This window comes from Paenibacillus sp. F4, assembly GCF_002894905.1.
GTDB lineage: Bacteria > Bacillota > Bacilli > Paenibacillales > Paenibacillaceae > Paenibacillus > Paenibacillus polymyxa_B.
Genome location: NZ_POVS01000010.1, coordinates 62,320 through 85,978 on the forward strand (window position 1 = coordinate 62,320; position 23,659 = coordinate 85,978).

The 23,659-nt window shown below is 47.2% G+C and carries 24 protein-coding genes; 4 read left to right on the plus strand and 20 right to left on the minus strand.

Going from position 1 to position 23,659, the window contains the following annotated elements; translation table 11 throughout:
• Positions 1-49: 49 nt before the first annotated feature.
• From cysT to C1T21_RS11210, 12 genes are all read right to left on the minus strand, one after another.
• The gene (cysT, locus tag C1T21_RS11155) at positions 50-883 is read right to left on the minus strand and encodes a sulfate ABC transporter permease subunit CysT (protein WP_103048302.1); all 834 of its coding nucleotides are present in this window, start codon (positions 881-883) and stop codon (positions 50-52) included.
• A gap of 79 nt (positions 884-962) precedes the next feature.
• Positions 963-2,027 carry a sulfate ABC transporter substrate-binding protein gene (locus C1T21_RS11160; RefSeq protein ID WP_103048303.1) on the minus strand — a complete coding sequence of 355 codons (1,065 nt, stop codon included), beginning with the start codon at positions 2,025-2,027 and terminating at the stop codon, positions 963-965.
• Between the two features lie 354 nt (positions 2,028-2,381).
• Positions 2,382-3,065: a hypothetical protein gene (locus C1T21_RS11165; protein ID WP_103048304.1), complete on the minus strand. Its 684-nt coding sequence runs from the start codon at positions 3,063-3,065 to the stop codon at positions 2,382-2,384.
• Positions 3,066-3,181: 116 nt separating this feature from the next.
• A complete protein-coding gene (locus tag C1T21_RS11170; RefSeq protein WP_103048305.1) occupies positions 3,182-3,676 on the minus strand; it encodes a hypothetical protein in 495 nt (164 codons plus the stop codon).
• A gap of 28 nt (positions 3,677-3,704) precedes the next feature.
• On the minus strand, positions 3,705-4,754 hold the full coding sequence (locus C1T21_RS11175) for a leucine-rich repeat domain-containing protein (protein ID WP_103048306.1): 1,050 nt from the start codon (positions 4,752-4,754) through the stop codon (positions 3,705-3,707).
• Between the two features lie 134 nt (positions 4,755-4,888).
• Positions 4,889-6,190, minus strand: a complete 1,302-nt coding sequence (locus tag C1T21_RS11180; RefSeq protein ID WP_039273927.1) for a pyrimidine-nucleoside phosphorylase — start codon at positions 6,188-6,190, stop codon at positions 4,889-4,891.
• Between the two features lie 32 nt (positions 6,191-6,222).
• Positions 6,223-6,930, minus strand: coding sequence for a purine-nucleoside phosphorylase (gene deoD / locus C1T21_RS11185; protein WP_013312036.1), 708 nt, complete (start codon positions 6,928-6,930; stop codon positions 6,223-6,225).
• Between the two features lie 89 nt (positions 6,931-7,019).
• On the minus strand, positions 7,020-8,201 hold the full coding sequence (gene deoB, locus C1T21_RS11190; RefSeq protein ID WP_039273990.1) for a phosphopentomutase: 1,182 nt from the start codon (positions 8,199-8,201) through the stop codon (positions 7,020-7,022).
• A gap of 32 nt (positions 8,202-8,233) precedes the next feature.
• On the minus strand, positions 8,234-9,412 hold the full coding sequence (locus tag C1T21_RS11195; protein ID WP_013312038.1) for a NupC/NupG family nucleoside CNT transporter: 1,179 nt from the start codon (positions 9,410-9,412) through the stop codon (positions 8,234-8,236).
• A gap of 75 nt (positions 9,413-9,487) precedes the next feature.
• The gene (locus C1T21_RS11200) at positions 9,488-9,883 is read right to left on the minus strand and encodes a cytidine deaminase (RefSeq protein ID WP_103048307.1); all 396 of its coding nucleotides are present in this window, start codon (positions 9,881-9,883) and stop codon (positions 9,488-9,490) included.
• A 30-nt stretch (positions 9,884-9,913) separates the two neighbouring features.
• The gene (gene deoC, locus C1T21_RS11205; protein WP_076294330.1) at positions 9,914-10,576 is read right to left on the minus strand and encodes a deoxyribose-phosphate aldolase; all 663 of its coding nucleotides are present in this window, start codon (positions 10,574-10,576) and stop codon (positions 9,914-9,916) included.
• A gap of 209 nt (positions 10,577-10,785) precedes the next feature.
• On the minus strand, positions 10,786-11,721 hold the full coding sequence (locus C1T21_RS11210; protein WP_023990386.1) for a DNA-binding transcriptional repressor DeoR: 936 nt from the start codon (positions 11,719-11,721) through the stop codon (positions 10,786-10,788).
• A gap of 275 nt (positions 11,722-11,996) precedes the next feature.
• Between C1T21_RS11210 and C1T21_RS11215 the strand changes: the two genes are divergently transcribed.
• The gene (locus C1T21_RS11215; protein ID WP_039273916.1) at positions 11,997-12,410 is read left to right on the plus strand and encodes a chemotaxis protein CheW; all 414 of its coding nucleotides are present in this window, start codon (positions 11,997-11,999) and stop codon (positions 12,408-12,410) included.
• Positions 12,411-12,470: 60 nt separating this feature from the next.
• Here C1T21_RS11215 and C1T21_RS11220 read toward each other — a convergent pair whose 3' ends face one another.
• The 7 genes from C1T21_RS11220 to C1T21_RS11250 all read right to left on the minus strand — a co-directional run bounded on the left by C1T21_RS11220 (position 12,471) and on the right by C1T21_RS11250 (position 20,966).
• A complete protein-coding gene (locus C1T21_RS11220) occupies positions 12,471-13,589 on the minus strand; it encodes a slipin family protein (RefSeq protein WP_103048308.1) in 1,119 nt (372 codons plus the stop codon).
• A 345-nt stretch (positions 13,590-13,934) separates the two neighbouring features.
• Positions 13,935-14,072 (minus strand): hypothetical protein, encoded by a 138-nt coding sequence (locus C1T21_RS27315; RefSeq protein ID WP_180984580.1) that lies wholly within the window; start codon positions 14,070-14,072, stop codon positions 13,935-13,937.
• A 344-nt stretch (positions 14,073-14,416) separates the two neighbouring features.
• Positions 14,417-17,335 (minus strand): glycosyl hydrolase, encoded by a 2,919-nt coding sequence (locus C1T21_RS11230; RefSeq protein WP_103048309.1) that lies wholly within the window; start codon positions 17,333-17,335, stop codon positions 14,417-14,419.
• A gap of 315 nt (positions 17,336-17,650) precedes the next feature.
• Positions 17,651-17,941, minus strand: a complete 291-nt coding sequence (locus tag C1T21_RS11235; protein ID WP_103048310.1) for a hypothetical protein — start codon at positions 17,939-17,941, stop codon at positions 17,651-17,653.
• On the minus strand, positions 17,925-19,025 hold the full coding sequence (gene ribD / locus C1T21_RS11240) for a bifunctional diaminohydroxyphosphoribosylaminopyrimidine deaminase/5-amino-6-(5-phosphoribosylamino)uracil reductase RibD (protein WP_103048311.1): 1,101 nt from the start codon (positions 19,023-19,025) through the stop codon (positions 17,925-17,927). The genes C1T21_RS11235 and ribD overlap by 17 nt, the downstream gene beginning before the upstream one ends.
• Positions 19,022-19,786, minus strand: coding sequence for a GTP cyclohydrolase II (locus tag C1T21_RS11245; RefSeq protein ID WP_103048312.1), 765 nt, complete (start codon positions 19,784-19,786; stop codon positions 19,022-19,024). Before C1T21_RS11245 ends, ribD begins: the two co-directional genes overlap by 4 nt.
• An 82-nt stretch (positions 19,787-19,868) precedes the next feature.
• Complete coding sequence (locus tag C1T21_RS11250) at positions 19,869-20,966, minus strand: FAD-dependent monooxygenase (protein WP_103048313.1); 1,098 nt, start codon at positions 20,964-20,966, stop codon at positions 19,869-19,871.
• A 256-nt stretch (positions 20,967-21,222) separates the two neighbouring features.
• Between C1T21_RS11250 and C1T21_RS11255 the strand changes: the two genes are divergently transcribed.
• Positions 21,223-21,558 carry a winged helix-turn-helix transcriptional regulator gene (locus tag C1T21_RS11255; RefSeq protein ID WP_023990392.1) on the plus strand — a complete coding sequence of 112 codons (336 nt, stop codon included), beginning with the start codon at positions 21,223-21,225 and terminating at the stop codon, positions 21,556-21,558.
• 138 nt (positions 21,559-21,696) lie between these two features.
• On the opposite strand, the gene C1T21_RS11260 is transcribed toward C1T21_RS11255, so the two are convergent.
• Positions 21,697-22,089, minus strand: coding sequence for a winged helix-turn-helix transcriptional regulator (locus C1T21_RS11260; protein WP_103048314.1), 393 nt, complete (start codon positions 22,087-22,089; stop codon positions 21,697-21,699).
• A gap of 149 nt (positions 22,090-22,238) precedes the next feature.
• Between C1T21_RS11260 and C1T21_RS11265 the strand changes: the two genes are divergently transcribed.
• Positions 22,239-22,757 (plus strand): DJ-1/PfpI family protein, encoded by a 519-nt coding sequence (locus tag C1T21_RS11265; RefSeq protein ID WP_103048315.1) that lies wholly within the window; start codon positions 22,239-22,241, stop codon positions 22,755-22,757.
• A 196-nt stretch (positions 22,758-22,953) separates the two neighbouring features.
• Positions 22,954-23,655 carry a YoaK family protein gene (locus tag C1T21_RS11270; protein ID WP_039273899.1) on the plus strand — a complete coding sequence of 234 codons (702 nt, stop codon included), beginning with the start codon at positions 22,954-22,956 and terminating at the stop codon, positions 23,653-23,655.
• Positions 23,656-23,659: the final 4 nt, after the last annotated feature.

Here is a 23,659-nt window from a genome sequence, read left to right on the forward strand (position 1 = left end):
ATGTTAACGTTAGATAATTACATTAGACAGTTGCGTTTAGGCAGTTACGTTAAACTGCACGGCGCCGTGACCAGCGCTGAATGCTGTTAATCACGAATAGCAGCACGAATGAAATCACCAACAGCATCAATGCTACCGCCGTAGCTCCTGCATAGTCATTTTGCTCCAGCTTGGACATGATGAGCAGTGGAGCAATTTCCGTCTTCATCGGCATATTGCCAGAAATGAAGACGACAGAGCCGTACTCGCCAATGCCACGGGCAAAGGCGAGCGCAAAACCCGTCAGCAGCGGTGGTACCAGCTCCGGCACAATAACGCTGCAGAAGATACGCCATCTGCCAGCTCCCAGCGTAGCAGCAACCTCCTCCTCGTCTTTGTCCAGCTCCTCCAGCACCGGCTGCACTGTCCGTACGACGAACGGAATACCAATAAACATCAATGCTAGCGTAATCCCCGTCTGTGAGTACGCCATCCTCCATCCAAGCGGTTCGAACAACGAACCGATCCAGCCGTTCTGCGCATACAGAGCAGTCAAAGCAACCCCCGCTACGGCAGTAGGCAAAGCAAAGGGCAGATCAATCACCGCATCAAAAATTCGTTTCCCCGGAAACTCATAACGCACCAGTACCCAGGCTATCAATAAACCGAGAAACAGATCGATCAGCGCCGCAGCCGCGGCACACAAAAAGCTTACCTTGTAGGAAGCCAGCACCCTGACATCAGTCGCCACGTCCCAAAATTTTTCCCACGTCAGTCCAGTTGAATTCAGAAGCAGTGCCGATAAAGGCACCAGCACCACCAGACTGAGATACAGCACACTATAACCCATTGTTAACCCGAACCCGGGAAGTACGCGTTTTCGGGTGGCTTGCACTTGACTCATGTTCTGTTCATCCCTCTCTGAATCCATTCACTATGACACTCGCGGCTACCGATCCAATCGTCTACACAGTCCACCTATTTTATGAACTGCCGGGTACATAAATCTGGTCAAAAATGCCTTTGTCGCTGAAATGCTTCTGCTGCGTCTCCTTCCAAGTCCCGAATACATCCTTCAAGGTTACGAGCTCCAAGTTAGGAAATTGATCCTTGAACTTTGCCGTCACACTCTCCAGTGTTGGGCGATAATAATTTTCGGCAGCAATGGTCTGCCCTTCTTCACTGTACAAATATTTCAGGTACGCGTCCGCCACCTCGCGTGTACCTTTTTTATCTACCACCTTATCGACTACTGCTACCGGAGGTTCAGCCAATATACTGATCGATGGATATACGATATCGAATTTATCCGCACCCAGCTCCTTCACGGAGAGCAATGCTTCATTTTCCCATGCAATCAGCACATCGCCAATTCCACGCTCTACGAAAGTCGTTGTCGCTCCACGTGCTCCGCTATCCAGTACCGGCACATGCTTATACAGGTCCTGTACAAACTGCTGGGCTTTAGCTTCATCGTTATTGTTCTTCTTGAGTGCATAGGCCCAGGCTGCAAGATAGTTCCAACGTGCTCCGCCCGAAGTTTTAGGATTCGGTGTAATAACTTGCACATCGCCACGGATTAAATCGTCCCAGTCCTTAATCCCTTTCGGGTTTCCTTTGCGTACCAGTAACACGATGGTTGAAGTGTACGGGGCGCTGTTATGCTCATATTTACTTTGCCACCCCTCTTTAACGAGTCCTTTTTCCTGTAGCGCATCAATATCATAGCCCAGGGCCAGAGTTACCACGTCCGCGTCCAGTCCGTCCTGCACAGAACGACTTTGCTTGCCAGATCCTCCGTGAGATTGCTTGATCGTAACCTTCTGCCCTTTCTCCTTCTCCCAATGGGCGGCAAACGCTTTATTATATGCCTCATACAGCTCACGGGTTGGATCATAAGAAACATTGAGTAATTCCACGTCCTTGGAACCGGCAGCAGAGCTACCATCCGCCTGCGTCCCTCCCTTGCTTGCCCCGCAAGCGCTTAGCATCATCGTTAAAACCAAAGATAGTCCGAGAATAAGTCCACTTTTCCATTGCCTTTTCATCAAGACACCCCGAATTCTATGTAATTTGTATTCATTTACGCCTGTTATTTACAGACATAATCAAAAAAAGAGCGGAGAATTCCCTGATGCAGCCCTGTTAGGTCAAACCTGTCGCGTGGACAGTGTCTGCCTGCTGTTCCTAGAGGTTCTCCGCCAAAATGGCGAGATCATACTTTAATTCTTTAATTCCTACCTGTTTAATGAGTTATATGGATATAATACGAGAGTTTAGGAGTGATGTCAAACCTTTTTTTGGTATGTATCGTCTGTACTTTTCTTTCTTTAAAGGGGGGCAGTCAGAAACATGATATATGTTTCCGACCGTTTAGAGGTCATTTACACAAGGAGTACAACTTAGTTGGCAACCGTTTCAAGATTAATCGAAAAGACTCCAAAAAGCTTCGGATTGTCCGTAGCTCTTCTCAACCACAGTTCACCCGAACCCACCATGACTCCCTGATAATTAACAAACAAATCATCTGTCTTTTGATTCACCAGCGCCTCGCGAATTGCGTCCGTAAAAATCTGATCATACTTGGCCATAAAATCTTTCTTATTCGGAATCGTTAGCGACTTTTCACTATCATTAACACGCAGAGGGTACAAAATATAATTGGCCACTTTCTCCTTGTCATTGTCGGCAACTGCCTTCTGCAGCGCTTTGAACGTGTTCAAAAACGCTTTAGGATCTTGAATACCTGCTACCTCAAATGGATTTTGCGATGGATTGGAGGCTGCCGGAGAAGAAGAAGTATCCGATGAAGCAGCTGGAGCCGAAGGAGTTGACTTTTGTGCATCAGTATCGCTGTTTTCTGCACTCTCGCTCTCTTTCGCAGCTTTGTCACTTTGGGCTGAACCGCTACGATTACCACCGGCTCCGTTCTCGATCACGCTTGTACTGCTTCCAGTATCGATGGTTTCAGCATTCTTATCCTGACCACAGCCAGTAAGTGCTACAAAAGTAAGTGTAAGTAAAATGGCTGTGAGTGACAGCCTCCGTGACATCTTTTGATTACCGAATTCATGGTTTTTGGGCACAACGGGTCATCCTTTCTGCTTTCTGCTCTGACCTATTCTGTTCTTTAAGTCTTCAACCGTTCTATTGTAACATAAGTAGACTAATGACCGCATGTCGTACCCCTTCTGGAAGGAGCTTACAGTGTAATATATGCGAAGGTTTTAACGATTCCTTGCGATCCATCGTCCGTACTTACTTTCAAAATCAGCTCTTTCAAGGAGTCATTTACTGCTTCATCCTGCCCTTCTGGCTTTACAAACAGCAGATCATGGCGTTCTCCTGGCTGCAACGTTCGACTGGAAAATCCGCTCGTTGTACCTTGCAAGTCTAATCCATTCGCACTATTGAGCTTGTATTGTACGGGTTGCTTGCCTGTATTCTTGATACTGATGTACAACTTGTGCCCCTCTTCAAATCTAAAGCTCGTTTGTCCTTGTCCTCCAAATTGCATCTCCTGGTCATGTACAATGCGTTTCGCTGCACTTCCTTGCTTACTCTGCGTACTAAGCGGAACAGTCGAATGACTCTGATTTACTTCTGTAATAGTTGATGTAGGAACGCTCATATTAGCAAAAGTGGCATAACCCACAATTGCCCCTGCAACCCCCATCCAAACCCATTTCTCCACCATTTGATTTCCTCCTGTTCTTATCTATCCTTCAGTCGTCACTGTGATTGCACAGATGGAACGGCTTATCTTCTATAAGGAAGCGATCAAGCCAAGTCATTTTATATATAAAATCGGGTGCCGATTCGATGAATCCGTTCACAATGTCCAAAGAGCGTAGATTTTTCAGGTTTTGTATTTCAGGAGGCAACGTACGGATTCCGCTATACTGGATATCCAGATACTCCAGTTGTTGCAGCTCTCCGATTTCAGGAGGCAAATGCCGAAATGCCAGCTCCCCCTTGGGAATCACTTTGACATCTGGTGCCGGGCGATCATAGCATCCACAGCTGATCCTCAGGCTTTTGAGCCGGGTCAGCTTGGCAATGTCAGCCGGTAGCTCTTCCAAATCCGCTACTTGTATCGTCAGTGACTCCAACGATTCCAATTCGAACAAAGCGTGCGGTAGTGTTCGTATATCCTGCTCGAAAATGGTCAGATGCTTCAGGGAATACAATTCTCTAATCCGTTCCGGTATCTCCCTCAAGCCAAACCACATAAGCTCCACTCGATCCGGTTGATGCCGAATAGCATCGTTCAGAAAAACATCTATATTCTGATGATATTCAGGTTTGTGAATAAACACACCGGGGATAAGCTTCTCCAATTCATCCGCTTCTTCTGTAGCTATGTTTAGTCTACCTATTCGTTCGTGAGCTATGTTAATGATCCAATCCTCTCCATCCGCATTCTGGAAGCACAAATCTTCAGGCAATTGGGGATGTACCCAGGAAAACAGACTGGGCGCTGCTTGCTTTAATAGTCCCCCCGCCTCGGGTGCACACTGGTATCGGTAAAATGTTCCTTGTGTATAGGCAATGGAATGGATGCCCCTAATTTCCTCATAAGAGTGTGTGGACAGCAAAAAAGGATTCAATTGCTGTAACAATTCCTTGAACAGGACATCCTGGTCGATCACTCCATTCTCATCCTCTGTCACCCATTTATGTATGCCCAGCATAAACGTGTCTGCCCGTTCCATAGCATAATCAATCAGTCTTTCATAGGCTGCTCCCCGGACATCGCTGTATAATCTGAACATGTCTCTCCCCCTCTGTGCTGCCCTCGGCCTTACAATAAAAAAAGCCGAACTCATATCTATTATGAGTCCAGCTGTCATATTTTTCAAACTTAATCAAAGACACCCAATACGGCTTTTTGAATAGGACTTACCGCTTACTCTGTCACTGTTCCATAGATTAGTACTGGCGCTTCCGCGTGATCCGCAATACGGATGTTCGCGTAGATTTTCTCCAGCACTTGGGCTACATCTTCACGGTTCGCATGGATGGTAACCAGTGAATCGCCTTTTTGAACAGCATCCCCGACCTTTTTGTTCAGCATCAAGCCGACAGCCAGATCAATCTCGGATTCTTTGGTCGCACGTCCTGCTCCAAGCAGCATCGCTGCGGTACCGATTTCGTCAGCCACGATTTCAGCCACCACACCATCCTGCTTCGCAGGCACCTCAATAAGATACTGTGCTTGTGGCAAACGTTCAGGATGATCCACCACAGAAGCGTCACCGCCCTGATTCGCAATAAACTCTTTAAATTTCTCCAGTGCTTTGCCATTGCGAATGACTTCTCTGAGCTTCTCTTCGGCGTTTTCAAGGGATTCTGCTTTCCCTGCTAAAAATACCATCTGACTGCCCAAAGCCATACACAGCTCTTCCAGATCTTTCGGTCCTTCGCCACGCAGCGTATCAATCGCTTCTTTCACTTCCAGCGAGTTACCGATGGCCAGACCCAGCGGTTGACTCATATCGGAAATGACTGCCATCGTTTTGCGACCTACATTGTTACCGATGCTCACCATGGCATGTGCCAGTGCTTTGGCATCATCTACGGTTTTCATAAATGCGCCTGCACCTGTTTTTACATCGAGCACGATGGCATCGGAGCCGGCAGCGATTTTCTTACTCATAATCGAGCTGGCAATCAGCGGAATCGAGTTGACCGTCGCCGTAACGTCACGCAAGGCATATAGCTTTTTGTCCGCAGGTGTCAGGTTACCGCTTTGTCCGATGACCGCAATTTTGCTGCGATTCACCAAATCCACGAATTCGTCCTTGCTGATCTCGACGTGGAAGCCTGCAATAGCCTCCAGCTTGTCGATCGTTCCACCGGTATGTCCGAGACCACGGCCTGACATTTTGGCTACCGGAATGTCCAAGGCCGCTACGAGCGGAGCCAGTACCAGCGTTGTCGTATCACCCACACCGCCAGTGGAATGCTTATCGACCTTTACACCTTCAATCGCGGACAGATCAATCGTATCCCCTGAATGAACCATTGCCATTGTCAAATCAGCACGTTCCCGTTCGGTCATATCTTTGAAGAAAATGGACATCGCCAATGCACTGACTTGATAATCAGGAATTTCACCCTGAGTGTAGCCTTGGATAATAAAATTAATTTCCTCTGTACTCAGTTCTTTTCCGTCACGTTTTTTCTCAATCAAGTCTACCATTCTCATATGTCATTTCTCCTCACTGTGCGTATAATCATTTACAGAGATACTGCTGTATCCAGTGCAACTTCCATCATTTCTTTAAAGGTCGTTTGCCGTTCTTCTGCGGTCGTTTCTTCCCCCGTCAGCAAATGATCGCTTACCGTCAGAATCGTCAGTGCGTTTACGCCAAACTTGGCTGCCAGCGTGTATAAAGCCGAAGTTTCCATCTCTACACCCAGCACGCCGTATTCCATCAGCTTTTGTACCACTGATTTGTCATCACGGTAGAAGCTGTCTGAGCTGAATACGTTGCCGACATGCATGTTCAAGCCTTTGGCAACACCGCGATCATAAGCACCCTTCAATAGATCGAAGCTGGCAATCGGCGAGTAATCGTAGCCGCCAAAGATATGGCGGTTCATGCCAGAATCCGTACAGGATGCTTGTGCTAAAATGACGTCACGAACGTGCACATGCTCCTTCATTCCGCCGCATGTACCCACGCGGAACAGGTTTTTCACACCGTATTCGCTAATTAGCTCGTTGACATAAATACTGATGGAGGGCAGCCCCATCCCGGTTCCCTGCACAGATAAGCGTTTGCCTTGGTACGTACCCGTGAATCCGAGCATTCCGCGAACCTCGTTGTAACAGGTCACGTCCTCCAGATACGTTTCAGCAATAAATTTTGCCCGTAGCGGGTCTCCTGGCAGCAAAATCGTTTCTGCAATTTCTCCGGGTTTGGCTCCAATGTGTACACTCATGTTTTTTATTCCTCCGTCCCATTTGTCATGCTTGTATCGTTATTTGTATCGTTACTAGTAATCTTGCTTGTACTCTTGCTAGTCTTTGATTACTGAAGCTCTGCCAAAAAGCTCGTTCCGTGTTCAGGGAGTTTTACACCAAAGTTATCCGCTACAGTCGCTCCAATATCAGCAAAGGTTTTACGAACCGCAAGCTCCTTGCCCCCAGCTGTAAAACGCGGGGAATATGCCAGCAAAGGTACATATTCGCGGGTGTGATCTGTTCCCCGATACGTCGGGTCATTCCCATGATCTGCAGTGATGATCAGCAGATCGTCATCGGTCATTTTGGCAAAAACCTCTGGCAAACGCGCATCGTAATCGTCCAAAGCTTGACCATATCCCTGCGGATCACGACGGTGACCGTATACAGCGTCAAAGTCCACCAAATTCAGAAAGCTTAATCCGGTGAAATTCTCATCGAGCGTAGCCACCAGCTTATCCATGCCGTCCATATTGGACACTGTACGCACCGCCTTCGTCACACCCTCACCGTCATAAATGTCGGAGATTTTACCCAAGGCGATCACATCCAGACCTGCATCCTTCAGCTCGTTCATGGTGGTGCGACCAAACGGCTTGAGCGCATAATCATGTCGATTGGAGGTACGGGAGAAGTTCCCTGCCTCGCCTACGAACGGACGTGCAATAATGCGACCCAGCATGTACGGATCTTCCAGCGTGATTTTACGGCAGAACTCGCAAATCTCATAGAGCTCCTTCAAAGGTACAACTTCCTCATGCGCCGCAATTTGCAGCACAGAGTCCGCCGAGGTATAGATGATGAGCGCTCCAGTTTTCACGTGTTCTTCGCCCAGCTCATCAATGATTTCCGTTCCGCTAGCAGGCTTATTGCCAATCACTTTGCGACCTGTGTGCTCCTCAATGCGTTGAATCAGCTCATCCGGGAACCCATCAGGAAATACACGGAAAGGAACTGCAATATTCAAACCCATGATTTCCCAATGACCCGTCATCGTATCCTTACCATTGGACGCTTCCTGCATCTTAGTGTAATACGCGAGCGGCTTGTCGGCCGCTGCCACTCCTTCTATGGAACGAATATTGGACAGACCGAGCTTACCCATATTCGGCATCTTCAGACCACCGCGTTCGCGGGCAATATGACCGAGCGTATCTACATCGTAATCATCAAACTGGGCAGCATCCGGCGCTTCGCCGATACCAACCGAGTCCATAACCACCAAGTGAATCCGTTTGAATTTAGACATTATAAAAATCCTTTCCTGACTCGCTGTTTTTTTTACAAAAACAACCCTGCAATCGTTGCCGACAGCACGCTAACCAGCGTTGCCCCGTACAACAGCTTCAGACCAAAGCGGGCCACCACATTTCCCTGTTTTTCATGCAACCCCTTCACCGCCCCGGAAATGATACCGATGGATGAGAAGTTAGCAAAGGATACAAGGAATACCGATACGATCCCGACCGTGCGCTCCGACAAGCCTGTTTGCTTGGTCAGATCCAGCATAGCCACGAATTCGTTGGATACGAGTTTGGTAGCCATAATGCTGCCCGCCTGAACAGCTTCGTTCCACGGAATACCCATGACAAAAGCGAAAGGCGCAAACACATATCCAAGCAGCGCCTGAAAGCTGATTCCAAACAACCAGGAGAAAATCCCGTTAACCATGGCAATCAGCGCTACAAAACCGATCAGCATCGCAGCTACCGTAATAGCGACCTTGAAGCCGTCCATAATATACTCCCCGAGCATTTCGAAGAAGGACTGCTTCTCTTCCTCCTGAACCTCCAGTAAATCGTCTTCCTTCTCAATCTTGTACGGATTAATAATGGAAGCGATAATAAAGCCGCCGAACAGGTTCAATACCAAAGCTGTGACCACATATTTGGGGTTTAACATTTGCATGTAAGCTCCCACAATCGACATGGACACCGTAGACATCGCAGACGCACACAGCGTATACAACCGATGTTTTGGCAGCAGACCAATTTGCTTCTTAACGGAAATAAACACCTCGGATTGACCCAAGATAGCCGAAGCTACAGCGTTGTAGGATTCCAGTTTACCCATTCCGTTTACTTTGCTCAAGACAAGCCCGATATATTTAATAATAAAAGGTAACACTTTTACATATTGCAAAATACCAATCAGCGCGGATATGAACACAATTGGCAGCAGTACACCGATAAAGAACGGTGCTGCTCCTTCATTCGCAATTCCGCCAAATACAAAGTTAATCCCTTCTGTTGCATATGCCAAAAGACTATTAAAACCTTCTGCAAAGCCTTTGACCAAAAATTCGCCAATACCTGTGTGGAGCAATACAAAAGCTAGCGCCGCCTGCAAGACAACCATAACCACCAGCGGACGATACCTGATTTTACGTTTGTCACTGCTGGCAACGTAAGTAAGTGCAAAAACAACGAGCAGTCCCACCAGAGCGATTACATATTTCATTTAATTTCCCCCTCATTACATTAAGCGCTTACATTCCCCATAAAAAGAACGCGCCCCAAAGAGGCATTCTTTTTTTTATTTCCCCAGATCCGCAGGTCGAAAGGCACCCGGCAGTAATTGATCCACCGTCCACTCTTCCGTGTTGCCATGAAGGTTTGTCAGATAAATTTTGGTATCTTGATGAGCAAATTCGGAAATGACCTGACGACAGGCCCCACATGGAGACACAGGCCCTTCCGTATCAGCTACAACCGCAATTGAATCAATTTTCCGGCAGCCTTCGGATACCATTTTGAAAATCGCTGTCCGCTCTGCACAATTGCATAAGCCGTAGGAGGCATTTTCCACATTACATCCGTGATAAATCGTGCCATCGCTTCCGAGAACCGCAGCACCCACTTGAAAATTCGAATACGGAACATATGCCTGGTTACGCGCCTCAAGCGCTTTCTGAATCAATTGATCCTTCATTGCGAATCCCTCCATGACTTTAAAATGAACTTAGTAGGAAGATGTAGACTGCTCGCCCTCGATGATTTTCACACCGGAACTTGCACCGATCCGACTTGCGCCAGCTTCTACTAATTTTTGCACGTCTTCCAGACTGCGTACACCGCCTGAAGCCTTGACACCAATCTCAGGTCCTACCGTTTTGCGCATCAAAGCCACATCTTCCGCAGTAGCTCCACCTGTTGAGAAGCCTGTCGAGGTTTTCACAAAATTCGCTCCCGCTTTGACGGACAGCTCACATGCCAGTACCTTCTCTTCGTCTGTCAGCAGGCATGTTTCGATAATCACTTTTACCAGTGTACCGGCAGCTGCCTCCACGACCGCACGGATGTCCTGCTCGACGAGCTGTACATTACGTTCCTTCAAAGCGCCTATGTTAATAACCATATCAATTTCAGTCGCTCCGTTAGCAATAGCATCTTTCGTTTCAAATGCTTTCGTTGCGGACGTGCTCGCTCCCAGCGGGAAACCGATAACTGTACAGATGGCTACGCCTGTGCCTGCGAGCTGTTCTGCTGCATAAGCTACCCACGCCGGGTTCACACATACAGAAGCAAACTGATATTTTTTTGCCTCGGCAGTCAATTTCGTAAATTCATCCTTCGTCGCATCTGCACGCAACAATGTATGGTCGATTAATGCTGCAATGTTCATATCTAAAAGCTCCTTCATTAGATAAATAGTGTAAAGACAAAAGTCCTTTATTTCTCTGTGATGAGACCATCATAACACGCCTTTGAACATATGTAAAATACATTTTGAAATTATGTTCAAGCTTATGCGCAAGGCGTCACCTACATTTCATATTACCCTGTAGGGAAACGCCATAACCGTGTATTTTGCTGGATTGAGAACGACTTGCTCTATTGTAAAAGTGCTTGTGCCGTAAACTGATCCGTCACCAAGATATTCGCATACTTGCCACGCAACGATGCCCGAATGGCCTCCACTTTGCGCTGGCCTCCAGCGACGAGAATGGACTTCTCCTTCTTTCGCAAATCAGGCAAATCAATCCCAACGGTACGGCTGTTAATTTCCTGACTGCATATATTGCCCTCAGCGTCAAAAAAGCGCGAGCAAATATCGCCCTTGCCAATTCTTTGCAGTAGCTTCTGCTCTTCCCCGTTAAAATAACCCAATCGGAACAGCAACGCATCCTCCTTGACCGTACCCACTGTAAACACAGCGATGTTCGCCTGCTTGCCAAGTTCAATAATACGCTGGATATGCCGATCCTCCTCGACCATTTTCTTAACGGCGTGACTGTCGAAAATCACAGGCAGCGGCAAATACCGTGCTATGGTATGAAAGGCTTCTGCGAACAAATTCACGGTTTCCACGGCATATGTGTTGACATGTGAATGGCTCACGCCTCCTTTGAGCTGAACCACTTCGACACCCTTGACCTGCTTTTGTTGGAGATGAAGCGCCACGGCATGCATTGTTGTTCCCCATGTCACTCCAATAATATCAGCATCCTGTACCGTTTCATGCAAATAATCGGCTGCTTTTTTGCTAATATGCTTCTTAATCTCCTGATATTCATTTAACGGCGAATAACAGACTAACACGGTATCCAGTCCGTATTTCTTCTTCACCTGCTCTCCGAGCGCGTCCATATCCTCCATCGGGTCCACAATACTGATCCGCACGTATCCCTGTTCCTTGGCAGCCTGAAGTAACCGCGATACCGTAGGACGCGAAACCCCGAGTCTGACCGCGATATCTTGCTGACTGTAGTCGTTTAGATAGTATAATCTGGCTGCCTCGATACTTAATCGCTGCTTTTCATGATCCATTCTACCTCAACCCGCTTATCTTAAAATGTAGTTCCATCGGACACTGCTTTAGTCCCAAACATTATATATGAAGGGAAACTTGAAGCCACGCCTTGGCCGTATGGTTGTTATTTTGGAAGATTTAACTGCTCGTTTGTGATATTCTGTGATTAACTACAACTACTTTACCGCATCCTCAACTTTATCGTTCCATCTGTCAAAACGCAATAGTTAACCCATTTTACCGCTCATTCACAACCTGTGATGGCTTATCTGAATATGTAAGGAGAATTGCTATGTCTGAATTTATTGTGTGCAGTCTGGCGGACAAAAAGTTCGCTTTAAACTTTCTGGAAGTAGAAGAAGTCATGAATGCCAAAAAGGGGACGCCACTTCCCTTTTCCGAAGCGTGGCATGAAGGAATGGTGACTATTCGCGGTGGTGTCTTTACAATCCTTAATTTACGCAAAAAGCTGCTTCTTCCTGCATCAAGCGATTCCTCCGAGGACAAAATGATTTTGCTCAGCCGTGCGAAGATTGCTCTGCTTGTCGATCAGGTGGAGGACACGGCTTCTGCCGAGGACAGTCAGCTACAAAGCAATGAGGAAGAGTGGCAGCGCGAGTTGTTCCCTACTGTGATGGAGCATCAGGGTACCCTCATTCCGGTGATCGATATGGACGCTTTTCTTGCATCCACCAAGACGAACTAAAACGCAAAATACTCCCGAACCTTGAGGCAGCTTGCACTCATCGTTCGGGAGTATTTTCAGTTATTGGAGTCCCTGCCCCTCTTTCATGTGAACCAGCGTGTTCAACTGCTCCAACAACGTATTCCCGCCAGTCAGCGAAATCGTACCAATCTTCTCGCAGATTTTTTCCATGAATTCCAGTTCTTTAAGACGATAGAGGGTCGCATTCTCGTCCATCAGCTTGGCCGTATTGAGCAGACTACGAGTGGATGCCGTCTCTTCACGTCGTGTGATGAGGTTGGCCTGTGCCTTCTTCTCTGCCAACAGCACGGTATTCAGAATATCCTTGATATCCCCTGGCAAAATAATATCCTTCACCCCTGCTGACGTAAAAGTCACTCCATATTCGCCGCTCTGCTCATTTAGTCGAGTCAAAACATATTCCGCAATCTCCTGCTTCATTTTCAGCAAATCATCCAGCTTCATCGTGCCAACGTACTCGCGCAGCAGCAGTTGAAGCATAATGTACATTTGTTCCTCGTATGCTCGGAATTCCAACGCCCGCAACGGGTCGATGATACGGTACTGACAGACAAAGTTGAGGCGCAGCGTGATTTTGTCCTCTGTCATGATTTCCTGTCCCACCAGGTCCAACTGCTGCTGTCGCATATCTATCGTTTTGATCTCTGTATTCACCGTGGACATCCAGAAATAATATTTGCCCGGTTTCAGCTCACCCTGCAACACATTATCGTAATACAAAAAGCCCATTTCATAGCTGGCCACCTGAAGTGCCTTCCAGAAGCCCGGTGTCTTGGACAAGAATGCTTGCCCCAATGCTTTATCAATTGCAGGCTGCCGAGTATCTGCACGAACAAAACGATGCTCCTTAAGCATGTTCCAAAAAGCATATTTCCCAGCCGTCAGCAGCTCCACAAACCGATTATCCTCATAATGCAATACATATTCATGGTCCTCTACATCGATGACATTCAATTGTTCAAGCAATAGGGGATCTGTCAAAAACAAACGAATATCATGATCCGGTACAAAAAATGGTTCGGCTACATTCAAAATTTCAACTGCTTCCTGCTGAAATGTCTTCAATAGGTAAGTTCCTGGGTGCAACAACTTGTGGTAGCTTCCTTTTTTGAACAGCAGCCCGCGCTCATCAGATTTAATCGTTATCTTCTTAAACATCGTATCACTCCTAGTATTTAAAATCCTCCACTTAAAAGTATGCTTCTTTCTATGTGTGGCGGCTCCGCGGTCCATTTGATCTTCCGATCGCTGTTGCCACTGAATTTTTAGAATGGAAGAACCCGTTAAAGGGTTAAAATTCAGTGGCAAAGGCGAACGCTTCGCTTCTTCAGATTCAAATGGGCCGCTCCGCTGCTATTCGCCTTAAAATCAACACACTTTTAAAATGAGGATTTTTTATTTTTATTCGTTGTAGTAGGGGTAGGACCCTTGCAGAGCATCCCTCCGGTGTGGACGGCGGGGTCAAGCTTGAGGAAAAAGGAAGATACCGCCTGTTTCCGTGTTCTAGGGATGGGATTCATCAGCCCAACATCGACTGTGAATCTGTATCCCCGAAGCCTCGAACCCTGTCGGTGCTTGCTCTCTCCGGTATCCGTTGGCCGCATAGCCATCGCCCCGGTATCTGTCATCGAGACCAGACATGGGATGCTCTCATCCGGGTCTTTCATTGTTTTTATTCGATCATTCGAATACTCTACCAGAAGTCGCGTGGAAGGCGATTGGGAATTGAACCCTAATGTTGGTGGATACATCAGATTTACAGGATACCTAACCTAATCAGGCAGGCACTGCGGGACCTTTGGAAATCCACGCCTCGGTAATATCTTCCTGTATCAGCCTTTATCATTATCACGCAACCTGGAACTCACGAACATGGCGAAAGTATTACGACCCTATAAAAAAAAGACACAGGAGAAGCGTATGTGCTTCCCTTGTGTCTTTCTTTCTATAGTTAACTGTCGCGTTCGTATCTTGGGCCTGATCCACTAGGATGTTTTTTCGAAAACGGGATCAACGCTCGGTAGTGGAAATTCTGGAACATCTGTCGTTGTAGAAGCAGTCTGCTGGTGTGTATAGCTGAATGAAGGGGTCTCGTATTGCAATCCCGCCTTTTCATAGGTAAACCAATAGCTGACAGCCTTCCCTATATCGAGGTCTGTAACCCGTTGCTCCCAGACACCGCCGTTGTTTGTCATTCGGTAATTAAGCTGTTGTCCACCCGTTAAAGTATAATGCACGTCAACATAGGCTGCGGCTGTTTTGGGTGTAAATTGAAGCAATGCTTCACGATCGCTGACAAAGCGAGCTCCTACTTTATAATCCTCCGTTTCTCCGCCACCCTCATTACCACCAGATGCTGGCTCTGTCGTTACCTCTACGGAATTGCTTGCTGCAGATAGGTTACCAGCTGCATCGCGAGCCTTAACGGTAAAGCTGTAAGTGGAAGCTGCACTCAGCCCTGTAATTGAAGCGGAAGTACCGCTTATCTCTGCTGCCTGAGCCCCGTCCTTATAAACGATATAACCCGTAACGCCAACATTGTCTGTAGCTGCATCCCACTCCAGAGTGACTACCGAAGCCGTTTTGGTCGTAGCTCGAACATTCGCCGGGATGGACGGAGCCTCCGTATCAGGTTGCGGATTGCCACCGCCGCTTCCATTTCCGGTATTAAAGCTATTCGGCTGCACGGTAATACTGTGCCCATCTGAGAAGGTTACCTTTTTGATCTGGTTTGTAAAATTGTAGGCCACATAAGTTTTTACACCGTTTTTATGAAATACGGCATAAATAGGTGAATTAGCGGTGATGCTGCGGTCGATGTTGCCTAAAGCATCCAAATTGTAGATCCAGTGGTAGGCATTCGCCTTGGAATTCCCCGCTTCCGGTGTCATGGCCGCTACACGTGCACTGAATTTCGCCTTGGCATCGGACGGGTTCGAGATCGCTCTGTACATATACACAATATCTTCCCATGGACTGAAGTTCCCACCGCTTTTTCGCAGCAGATCGTTATAGTTCTTAGCCGCATACTCCGAATATTGCGTCAGATACAAGGAGGCCGAGGTAATTGGCAGCCAGTTGATACCATGCACCTCTGCGGCATTATTGGTCCACCATGTTGCATTCCCTACCGTTTTACCGCCCCAGATCATGCTTGCCGTCGCGCTTTGCATCCCTGTAGGGGTGTTTGTGCCATGCACATCAAACCAGTATTCGTTAATGGCGTTCATTTCCGTTGTGTATAGATAGATGCCGAGATCGCGAGTTTGAGTATTTCCCGTCGCCTCGCCCCATAAAATAAGACCGGCCCAAGCATTCATCGCCTCCGAGGAGGATTCATTGTTGTTGCCGTCACCAAATTTGGCATGGCCGGAAGCCCAGGTATGCCCGGCATAGGGATCAAAATTACGCAAATATGGAAACTTTGAATCAGACCTGTCGGTATTGGCGATATCGCGAATGAGCAACTGCACCATTTGTCCCCATTGGGAATCGGATGCCCAACTCTTGTCCACACGTGCAATTTCGGCTGCGGCCTTGATAAAGTATCCATAATGGAAATGATGGTCATTTAACTCTACCGCACTGCCAAAGCTGTCGGGATAACCGATCAATGTCCCCCAATTGTTGTTATACACAAATAGACTGGAGCTTTTTAGATTACCCGAGCTGTCACTGGCCTTAAACCAGTCCTGCAGCCGGCTTTTGATCTCATTGCGGAACTGAGTCGCTGCTGCGGTATTGCCAGCCTGGTCGGCAATCGGCGCCAGTGCTGCCAGCTTGCCCAGACGTTTTCCAGTCCAGTATGTGTCTCTATCGCCGGAGTAGACTTCTGCTTTCGCTTCGTTTATATAATTGTTGAGCGTATTTTTATCGTAGGACCCCAAGTCGGGCAAAGAAGGCAGAACCCCTGTAAACTTCATTTTCGTTTGAAAAGAAGCACCCTCTGCTGTTTTCATCAGACCCCGTATAGAATTGTACGTATAGCCTAGCAGGGGCTGTGAGGAATTTTTCCACTGATGTGGGTATAAGGCAAAAATAGTACCGCTTTGTGTGCCTTCCTTCGCTGTGGTTGCAACGGTAAAGGTGGTCGTTACCTCGGAAGAGGCTTCGTTATAGCTGTACTGCGCTTTGGAGTTTGTAACGAAAGAATAAGCGTATTGCTGAAACTTGTCCAATGTCGCTTTTGTTTTGTCAGGCAAAGCCGCCACTGTAAAATAGTTTTTCCCGTTCAATTGATTGATCAGAGTACTCGTTCCGAGGCCAGACCAGGTGCTGCCTGAAGGAGCAAACAGACCATAGTGTGAGCCATTAACCGTAATGCCAAGCACAGGAGAACTAGCTGACCCAGACCATACCTCTGGCACCCCATTAAATGAAAGCTTGGGATTGCCACCGCCAAACTCAAAAAAAACATAGGGGGAGCCGTGTCCATAGGTAGCACTCATTTTATTGCTACCGCTTTGAAATAATGATTTGACAAACCAGTCGCTGAAACCGTCCACCTTGGCATCAGGAAATAAAGCGCTTACAGAATGACCGACGGTAAAATCGTTCACATCATCCATCCAGCCTGCGATGTATCCAGGATTTACTGTAATTTTCCCACTCGGGTTAAAGATGCGTAAACCGTTTTGCTGATTTTTCAAGGCAAGGGGATGCGGATATTGAGCCTCGGAGTACGGTACCCAGGCCAGACTGCTCCACCAGTCATTGGTAGGCATTGGGCTGGTTATATTCGCTGTTTTGTAAATCTCGTTTTGCGGTGTTGCTGCTCCGGTAGGTAGTGTGGTTGAATATGAGCCAGCGCCTTGTGTGACCTCACCCGAAAAGGCTTTAGTAGAAACCGGTGCAGCTAAAAATATCAGACTGGCACTTAACAAGCATAATATCATTTTTTTCACAACCTACATCCTCCTTTGAATTCTATAATCCCTTTCACTGCAAGGCTTTTCCCTTCTCTTCCAAGTTGAATTCAACTTCATTGTGCTCGATCTCAATTTCCAGGTCAATCCTTTTATTTCTATATTATAACTAAACGAGGCGAAAGTCTCTAAAAATACATAAGAAACCAGGACGAAAAACCCAAGCATGCGTAATTATGTTATCTCAAATTCACCCCATTAGACATTCACCCTATGAGTTATTCATCCCATTAACCATTCACCCTAATAAACGTTTAGTATATAAAAAAAGAATCCTTCAGGCCTTTTAGCCCTTCAGATTCTCTGTTCTTTTAAGTATATAAGCTTTGGAGCTTTTGAGTATTTAAGTCCTTTTGCCCTTCCCATGCTCCACACCCTTTCGGAAAAAGAGTGACTTTGCGGCGGGCAGTGGCAGAGCGAAGGGGTTGAATCTGGAGAAGCGTAAGCGTTCGCCTTTGCAGTGGGATTCTTACCTTTAAATGTCTTATACAATCCGAAGAATCCCACTGCAACAGCGATCAGAAGATCAACCCCTCCGCGAAGCGCCTTCTCCACCCACAATAGGCACTCATTTTTCCCGCTCAAAATACCCTTCTATCTTCCAGTCTACACCAACCTGTGTCACGCTCAAATCATGCAATGCCACCGCATCGCTCATCGCAGACACGCCTTCTCCCCCGAGAAATCCCGGGGCTGCGCGTCCTCCAACCAGCTTAGGCGCAATATACAGCACCAGCTTGTCTGCCAGTCCTTGCTGCACGAACGAAGCGTTCACCTCGGCTCCGCCTTCCACGAACACCGATGACACCTCCGCTGCACCTAGAATATCCAGCATTTGCGGCAGGTTAACCCGATCGCTGTTTTCATCCTGAGTCGGATATACCCTCACACCAAGCTGTTCCAACTGGCTACGCTTGCCTTCATCATAAACGCGTCCTGTGAATATCCAGGTAGGTGCCTCCCCATCTGTAATGACACGGGCATCCAATGGAATACGAAGCTTGCTATCCAGAATGATGCGAATCGGATTCCGTCCTTCCGGTAGACGAGTCGTAAGCTGAGGATTATCGTGAATCACCGTCTGTACACCGACCAGGATTCCCACATGCTCGTTACGAAGACGATGCACGTCCTCCCGTGCAGCCTCAGATGTAATCCATTTGCTTTCCGAGGTCCGGGTTGCAATTTTACCGTCCAGCGTTACTGCCGATTTGATCGTAATAAAAGGACGCTTGCTCACGATATATTGATTGAACACTTCATTCATGCGGATGGATTCCTGCTCACATACTCCAACAATGACCTCAATGCCTGCATCTTTCAAAATCTGTACCCCTCTGCCGGAAACCAGTGGGTTCGGGTCCAGCGCTGCAATCACCACTCGACGAATGCCAGCCTTCACAATCGCTTCCGCGCACGGGCCTGTCCGGCCGTGATGGGAACACGGCTCCAGCGTTACGTAAATCGTCGCTCCCTGAGCGTGTTCACCCGCCATACGCAACGCATGAATCTCGGCATGTGGCTCGCCGGGCTTCAGATGAGCGCCGATCCCAACGATACGACCGTTGTTAACAATGACTGATCCGACGAGCGGATTCGGTTCTGTTTGCCCTTTTGCACTTCTGGCATTTTCCAGTGCCAGGCGCATATATTTTTCGTGAGTGGTCATAGAACCTCCCTGAGATCGGAATCCCGCAAATGGCCGGATCGTTCCACTTTTGTATTCAAATACCGTTCATTATATTGCGACACATCACCCCAGAGCGGCATGCGACCCGCCACATTCATACCCGATTTCTTCAAGGCATCCATTTTTTTAGGATTATTTGTAATCAGGGTTACAGGTTTTTGTCTCAGGTGACGGAGCACACTAATGGCATCCGCATAGTTGCGTGTATCATCTTCAAAACCCAATTGATGATTAGCTTCTACAGTATCCATGCCTTCTTCCTGCAGAATATATGCCATTGCTTTACTAAACAAACCGATTCCGCGGCCTTCATGATTAGCCAGATAGAACAATGCACCCGTTCCATGTTCCACGATCATTTTCATGGACTGGTGGAGTTGAAATCCGCAATCACAACGCTTGCTACCAAAAATATCTCCAGTATGGCAAATACTATGCATGCGAACTAATGCATTTTCCGACTGTTGAAGATCACCGTACACCAAAACGCTTGACTGTTGTCCCTCTGCCAAATCCAGTGTGGACAATCGCTTCACAATCGTCTCAGCGGTGGCATTCAGTAAATCCTGACGATCTTCCTCATCCCGGACAGGCAACCAGCAGTACCACTGAAAAACAACCGTTTCTCCTTCCAAATTAACTGGCAGCTTGATCGGTCCTACCAAAATCGTCGAAGATTGCACTCCGCGAACGGTTTGAATTTTATCGTTAAGTAGCGTAGCTATATCTTTTTGGTTCATCACTCTACACCATCCTTTATATGAGCTCTATATAGAAAATGCCTAATTCTTCAAAGGCTAATCGTTATTGTCAGCGTATAAATCATTGAACTATGTGTAAGAAATGTTCATGAAACGTGGATTCCATCGTCAGCTGCCGTTCCTGAAGCTCGGTGACAGCTTGTCGTCGTCCGTCTTCGAACGCCTTTAGGTCTCCTGCGGTATAGCTCTTCTGTCGTAAACGAAGAAGCTCACTGGCTAGCACATCGGCATCCTTCAAAGCTGCATTCAAGCCAAAAGCTCCGGTAGGTGTCATGGTATGCGCCGCATCTCCAATAAGGACCAGTCCGTTCTGCGCCCAGGTGTCACTGCGGCTGCTGAAAATATCCAACGGTACGAAGTCCTTCCATGAACGAATATGATCATGCACACTATGCTTCAAATCCGGAAAAGCCTCTGTAAACCGTTGTATAAATGGTTCAAAGGATTGCTTAAATAGGGTTGGAAAGCTGCCTTCCTCTACATTCCAGCCAATTTGAATATAGCCCTCAGCCTGAGAGAATAAAGCCAACTGATCTCCATTGACCCGTGCCAGACGAGTGACGGGCTCCCACCCAGCAGGTGCCGTAATTTTCGCCCATAGCAGATCATAGCCGTGTCGAATGTTCGTCACAGGCATCTGCGCCAGCTTGCGCACAGTCGAATAGCGACCGTCTGCCCCTACAATCAACGAACTGTCAATCGTGATCTCATGACCGTTCTTATCGCGGGCGATCAAGCCCGTGTAGCCCTGCTCGCTGTTACCTTCCAACGCAGTCACCGTTGTACACGCCAGGTAACGGAAGGACTCGTAGGTTGACGCCTGCTTGAGCAAAGCCTCCAAAAATCGAGGCTGTGGAATATGAACCCCCACATTACCATCTGCTGATGCTGGCTTGACCATCTTCACCTGCTGCTGATGCTCCCAATATTCGATTCTTGTGGAGGCGAGAACATAGTCCTCATGAATTTGTTCGAGCAGCTTATGTTTTTGGATCACTTCCTGACCCTCATCATTTAAAATTTCACCGCGGAAAGCCTTTCCGGGCACGCTCTGCCGCTCAACCAATATCGTTGAAACACCCTGCTCCGCCAGTAGGCAGGATAACAGAGTCCCTGCGGGTCCTCCTCCAACTACGCACACTTCACATTCCAGCTTCATCTGACTTCCCCCTACGCCCAAACCATGACCTCAACGATTAGTCCGCACCTGTCCATTTAATTACATTATTAATAATATCAAAATAAGTTCAAATTTTAAGTATTCATATATGGATATCCGTATCAGAGCTAATAAGTTACTTTATGTAACAAAGTATATTTATATCATGCCGTTTCGTCAAGTAATAAATTTATGTAAAGTAAAATCATTTACTTTTAACAGTGAATCGTTAATAATAGGAGCATGAGGTGATCACATGAACATTCCGCAGATGTGCCCACGGTTTGAAAAAGCTATGGAGCTGCTGAGTAAGCGTTGGACGGTGTTGATCGTATTTCAACTAACCAATGGTCCGCAACGTTTCGTCGCTATTGAGAATTCAATCCCTAATTTAAGCGGAAAGGTCCTTTCCGACCGTTTGAAAGAGCTGGAGGAAGAAGGGATCATACAACGTATGGTTTATCCTGAGAAGCCTGTACGGATTGAATATTCTCTTACAGATAAGGGACGCGATTTAGCTCCTTTGTTTGACCATATCGGTACTTGGGCTACACGTTGGATTGAGGTTCTACCAGCACTTGAAAAGCAATGATCCATATGGGCTACAGCTATTTTTCCTAAACTAACATGATAAACACACACAGACTGCTAACATGCCAAAGAACGCCTTTGCTCTAAGTGCAATTTGTACTCATAGTGCAAGGCGTTCTATTTTTCATATGAAGGAACTTTAAACGTCCCCCTCACCGCTGCGTTGCATTTCCTCACAAATGGATTGCACCCGTTTTTTCCCCCAGTCATACATCATCTCCACAATGGGTAAAATCGTCATTCCCAGCTCGGTCATCGAATACTCCACCTTTGGAGGTACCTCGGGATACACTTCCCTGTGCACAATACCGTCCTCCATCAACTCCCGCAGCTGATTGGTCAGCACTTTATGCGACAGCTTCGGAAACAGCCTTTGCAGGTCACTGAAACGGTGCGCCCCTTCCACACCCAGATGCCATAAAATGACGACCTTCCACTTTCCACTTAACACTGACAAGGTTAGTTCCTTTTCGCAGTTATAGTCTCCGTTAACGATTTTCTCCCGTATTTCTTCTCTCAGCGTATCAGTCATATATCAACTAACTCCTTTTAAATCATCATGGTCTTGCACTCTAATAGTAACCTGCAGGTAACCTCCGTACTTGAAAGTGCATTCTTCACAGCCTGACGAGTCCACCCTACAATAGTAGATAACGTTACACATTCAAGGAGGAATACAATATGAGTAAAAAAGCTCTTTTTATTATACCCCCAGAGCGCTTTAATGAGGATGAATTGTTTAAACCAAAGGAAGCACTGGAGCAAGCAGGTGTTACTGTGACGCTAGCTAGTACAAAAACAGGCGAAATCACGGGTGACTACAACGGTAAAGCGATAGCTGATCTTGTTTTTACAGACGCTGTGCTGGCTGATTATGATGTAGTATCTGTGATCGGCGGATCAGGTACGAATGACCATCTGTGGAATAACGCGGATCTCCAAGCTCTGCTAAAACAAACTCATGAGCAAAAGACTTTATTGGCTGGCATCTGCGCAGGCTCTGTAGCCGTGGCTCAAACTGGACTACTCTCTGGTAGAACGGCTACATGCTATCCAGTGGATGTACAAAAAGATCAGCTCCAATCGCATCAAGCCGAATATGTGGCGCAGCATGTCGTTGCGCATAGCGACATTATTACGGCCGACGGTCCAGATGGCGCACAGGCATTTGGCGAAGCGCTCGTTCAAGCCCTGCGATAAGCACCCTTTAAAGTCCCGTGTGGGGACTAAAAACGAGCATCCCCAAAGAAGCCGCTTCACGTCCTTTTCATTTACATGGGACTTGATGCGGCTTCTTTGTGCCATTTTCATACTGAAGTGACTAATTTAATTGTGCGGTTCTGGATTGACGTGCTAACTTGAAAGAATCGACGTTTTAGCATAGGAGGCTTATGCCGTGATTATGAAAGGCAAAATCCATTTACATCAGGTAACGTCCGAATCGTTACGACTGGGCGCCTTACTATCATTAGTAGGGGGCTTTTTGGACACATATACCTTTGTTGGAAGAGGCGGTGTTTTCGCCAACGCACAGACAGGCAATATCGTGCTGCTGGCTGTCAAAGTCATTCAGGGGCACTGGATTCAGGCGTTATCCTATATCCCACCCCTGATCGCCTTTTCACTGGGTGTTTTTGTTGCTGAAGGGATTAAACGAAAATCAACCCACCGTCTAACTCCGGACTGGACCCGCGCAATTATTTTACTGGAAATTGCAATTTTTTTCATCGTGGGACTGATTCCACAAGGAGTTCCCAATACGGTAGTGGTGGTAATCGTCTCGTTCGTCGCTTCCGTACAAATGACCTCCTTCCGCAAGCTCATTGATGTGCCGTACACCTCTACTGTCAGCACCGGCAACCTCCGATCAGCTATAGAGGCTGTGTATATCGCCATAACAACCAAGGACACGAACGCTGCCATTCGAGCGATGCGTTATGGTGTCATCTTGGCAGCCTTCTTGGTAGGGGCTTTGCTGGGGGGATTTCTGACTTTGACGATTGGAGATAAAGCCGTTTGGGGTGCTGTTGTTGCACTTATTTTTTCTTTTATTTTATTTACAGAAAAGGAAAAGTGGAAGCTGCCGCTGCGTCACTAATCCT

What these genes read in the sequence shown, in the direction of transcription:
- cysT (WP_103048302.1), bottom strand. Translation starts at nt 883, where the DNA reads ATGAGTCAAGTGCAAGCCACCCGAAAACGCGTACTTCCCGGGTTCGGG.
- C1T21_RS11160 (WP_103048303.1), bottom strand. Translation starts at nt 2,027, where the DNA reads ATGAAAAGGCAATGGAAAAGTGGACTTATTCTCGGACTATCTTTGGTT.
- C1T21_RS11170 (WP_103048305.1), bottom strand. Translation starts at nt 3,676, where the DNA reads ATGGTGGAGAAATGGGTTTGGATGGGGGTTGCAGGGGCAATTGTGGGT.
- C1T21_RS11175 (WP_103048306.1), bottom strand. Translation starts at nt 4,754, where the DNA reads ATGTTCAGATTATACAGCGATGTCCGGGGAGCAGCCTATGAAAGACTG.
- C1T21_RS11180 (WP_039273927.1), bottom strand. Translation starts at nt 6,190, where the DNA reads ATGAGAATGGTAGACTTGATTGAGAAAAAACGTGACGGAAAAGAACTG.
- deoD (WP_013312036.1), bottom strand. Translation starts at nt 6,930, where the DNA reads ATGAGTGTACACATTGGAGCCAAACCCGGAGAAATTGCAGAAACGATT.
- deoB (WP_039273990.1), bottom strand. Translation starts at nt 8,201, where the DNA reads ATGTCTAAATTCAAACGGATTCACTTGGTGGTTATGGACTCGGTTGGT.
- C1T21_RS11195 (WP_013312038.1), bottom strand. Translation starts at nt 9,412, where the DNA reads ATGAAATATGTAATCGCTCTGGTGGGACTGCTCGTTGTTTTTGCACTT.
- C1T21_RS11200 (WP_103048307.1), bottom strand. Translation starts at nt 9,883, where the DNA reads ATGAAGGATCAATTGATTCAGAAAGCGCTTGAGGCGCGTAACCAGGCA.
- deoC (WP_076294330.1), bottom strand. Translation starts at nt 10,576, where the DNA reads ATGAACATTGCAGCATTAATCGACCATACATTGTTGCGTGCAGATGCG.
- C1T21_RS11210 (WP_023990386.1), bottom strand. Translation starts at nt 11,721, where the DNA reads ATGGATCATGAAAAGCAGCGATTAAGTATCGAGGCAGCCAGATTATAC.
- C1T21_RS11215 (WP_039273916.1), top strand. Translation starts at nt 11,997, where the DNA reads ATGTCTGAATTTATTGTGTGCAGTCTGGCGGACAAAAAGTTCGCTTTA.
- C1T21_RS11220 (WP_103048308.1), bottom strand. Translation starts at nt 13,589, where the DNA reads ATGTTTAAGAAGATAACGATTAAATCTGATGAGCGCGGGCTGCTGTTC.
- C1T21_RS27315 (WP_180984580.1), bottom strand. Translation starts at nt 14,072, where the DNA reads ATGTCTGGTCTCGATGACAGATACCGGGGCGATGGCTATGCGGCCAAC.
- ribD (WP_103048311.1), bottom strand. Translation starts at nt 19,025, where the DNA reads ATGACCACTCACGAAAAATATATGCGCCTGGCACTGGAAAATGCCAGA.
- C1T21_RS11245 (WP_103048312.1), bottom strand. Translation starts at nt 19,786, where the DNA reads ATGAACCAAAAAGATATAGCTACGCTACTTAACGATAAAATTCAAACC.
- C1T21_RS11250 (WP_103048313.1), bottom strand. Translation starts at nt 20,966, where the DNA reads ATGAAGCTGGAATGTGAAGTGTGCGTAGTTGGAGGAGGACCCGCAGGG.
- C1T21_RS11255 (WP_023990392.1), top strand. Translation starts at nt 21,223, where the DNA reads ATGAACATTCCGCAGATGTGCCCACGGTTTGAAAAAGCTATGGAGCTG.
- C1T21_RS11260 (WP_103048314.1), bottom strand. Translation starts at nt 22,089, where the DNA reads ATGACTGATACGCTGAGAGAAGAAATACGGGAGAAAATCGTTAACGGA.
- C1T21_RS11265 (WP_103048315.1), top strand. Translation starts at nt 22,239, where the DNA reads ATGAGTAAAAAAGCTCTTTTTATTATACCCCCAGAGCGCTTTAATGAG.